We start from the raw sequence: 2,533 nt of genomic DNA, 5'->3' as shown, positions 1-2,533 counted from the left end.
TCCCCGGCGCGCCCGGCGGCGTGGCGGAGCTGTGGCCGCTGCTGCGCGCGGGCGGCCACGCCTTCACCGACGTACCTGCCGAACGCTGGGACGTCGACGCCCACTACGAGCAGCGCGGGCCCCGCATGACGGGTACGTACTGCCGTAAGGGCGCCTTCCTCTCCGGCGCCGACCGGTTCGACCCGGCCTTCTTCGGCATCTCCGTGCGCGAGGCCGAGGAGATGGACGTCCAGCAGAAGCTGCTGCTGGAGCACGCCTGGGCGGTGCGGGACGACGCCGGCCTCGCCGGCCGCCGCGACATCGGCGTCTTCGTCGGCGCCACCTACACCCACCACCGCGACACGCGGGGACTGGAGACCGTGGGCCCGCACACCGCGCTCGGCTCCATGAACGCGGTGCTCGCCAACCGGATCTCCTATGCCCTCGACCTCACCGGCCCCTCGCAGACCGTCGACACCCTCTGCTCGTCCTCGCTCGTCGCGCTCCAGCAGGCGGTCGCCGCGCTGCGCGCCGGCCACTGCGGCGCCGCGATCGTGGCGGCCTGCCAGGTCGGCCTGACGCTGTGGTACTACCGCAGCCTCAGCCAGCTCGGCGCCCTGTCGGAGGGCCTACCGAAGCCCTTCGACGAGCACGCGGACGGCTTCCTGCCCGGCGAGGGAGCCCTCGCCGTCCTGCTGAAGCCGCTCGCGGACGCGGAGCGCGACGGCGACCTGATCTGGGGCGTCGTCCGGGGCACGGCCGTCAACCACGGCGGGCGCGGCAGCGCCCTGCCCGTGCCCCGCAGCGAGGCCCAGGCCGCTGTCGTCCGCGCGGCGCTGGACGACGCCGGGCTCGCCCCGGCCGACATCTCCCTCATCGAGACCCACGGCACCGCGACCCGGCTCGGCGACCCCATCGAGATCGCCGCCCTCACCGAGGTGTTCGGCGGCGACCCCGACCGCGAGGGCCCGTGCCACCTCGGCGCCGTCAAGGGCAACATCGGGCACCTGGAGCCCGCCGCCGGGCTCGCAGGACTCGTCAAGGCCCTGCTGTGCCTGCAGCACGGGGAGATCCCCCCGGTCGCCGGGTTCGAGAAGCCCAGCAGCCACCTCGACCTGTCCACCGGGCCGTTCGAGATCCCGACCGAGCCCCGCCAGTGGACCTCGGCAGGGCCGCGGCGCTTCGGCGTCAGCTCCTTCGGCATGGGCGGCACCAACGCCCACGTCGTCGTCGAGGAGTACGTCGGAGGCGACCGCTCTGGCGGGACCGGCGGCGGACCGGCCGCCGAGGCCGCCCACGCGGACGGAGCCCCGGACCAGCACCTGCTCGTCCTCTCCGGCCACACCCAGGAGGCCCTGCTGCGGCGCATCGCGGACACGAGTGCCCTGCTACGCGGGGAGACCGCTTTCGGCCTGCGGGAACTGTGCCGTTCCAGCGCCGTCGGACGTGACCACCAGGCGTACCGGATCGCCGTGCTCGGCGGCACCGCCGAGGAGATCGGCGCCGGACTGGACCACGCCCTGCGGCTCGCCGACCGGGCCCCCGGCACCGTCGTGCGCGGCTCTGCCGTGGTGGAGAGCGCGACGGCCGGGCTCGGCGTCCACGCCCTGCGCCACGCCGTGGGCAAGGCCGTCGACTGGACGTCCGTGTACCCGGACCCGGCGGTACGCCGCCGACCGCTGCCGCCGTACCCGTTCGGCGCGGCCGCCACCATCACCGCCGCCACCACGCCCTCGGGCACGTCGGCCGATGCCCGGGGCGAGGACGTGGCCGAGGCCGTGCGCAGGCTCTCGCGCGCACACCGCGTGCTCGGCGAGGACACCGTGCCCGGCGCCGTGCCCCTTGCCCTCGGACTGCGGGCGGCCGGCGAACTGCGCGCCGTCGCCTTCACCGGCCTGGGGAGCGGCCCGCACACGCTGACCAGCGACCTGGACGAGCCGGGCCGCACTGGCCCGGCCGCCTTCCGGCACGCCGGCCGCACCATCGCCCGGCTCACCAGCGGCGCCGCCCAGGCCGGGCCCGCGCCCGTCCCGGCAGACCTGGACGCCCTGCGTGCGGAACTGGGCCGCGACCTGGCGCCCGCGGGCCTCTACGCCTGGTTCGCCGCCAAGGGCATGGAGCTGACGGCCCCGCTGCGGTCGATCGCCGAGGTCCACTACGGTCCCCGCCGGGTCCTGGCCCGCATCGGCATCCCGGCCGACGGCCCCCTGGAGGCCGAGGTGGTGGCGCTCGACGCCGCCCTCCAGGCCATGGCGGTGCTCACGCTCGCCGACCCCGAGGCACCGACCGGCACCTTCCTGCCGGTCTCCATCGACCGGGCGGCGCGCTGGGGCGACCCCGCGCGTACCGCGTTCGTGCTGCTGGACGGTGCCGAACCGGGCCCCGACGGCGTACGGCGCGGTGACGCCAGCCTGCTGGCGGCCGACGGCCGGGTCCTGGTCCGCCTCGACGGCGTCGAGTACCGGACGGTGACCGGCAACGCCACGGGCGGGAGCACGTCCGCCATGGCAACCGGCAGCGCTGCCGGCGCCATCGGCACCCCCGCCGACGCGGG

The 2,533-nt window shown here is 76.3% G+C and carries 1 protein-coding gene; it reads left to right on the top strand.

Annotated features, from left to right (window positions below; all coding sequences use genetic code 11):
• On the top strand, positions 1-2,533 hold a 2,533-nt coding region (locus B9S58_RS02295), incomplete at both ends, for a beta-ketoacyl synthase N-terminal-like domain-containing protein (protein ID WP_181009152.1).

It is taken from the genome of Streptomyces sp. SM11 (assembly GCF_002910905.1).
GTDB lineage: Bacteria > Actinomycetota > Actinomycetes > Streptomycetales > Streptomycetaceae > Streptomyces.
This window is presented reverse-complemented; position numbering and strand designations above follow the sequence as displayed.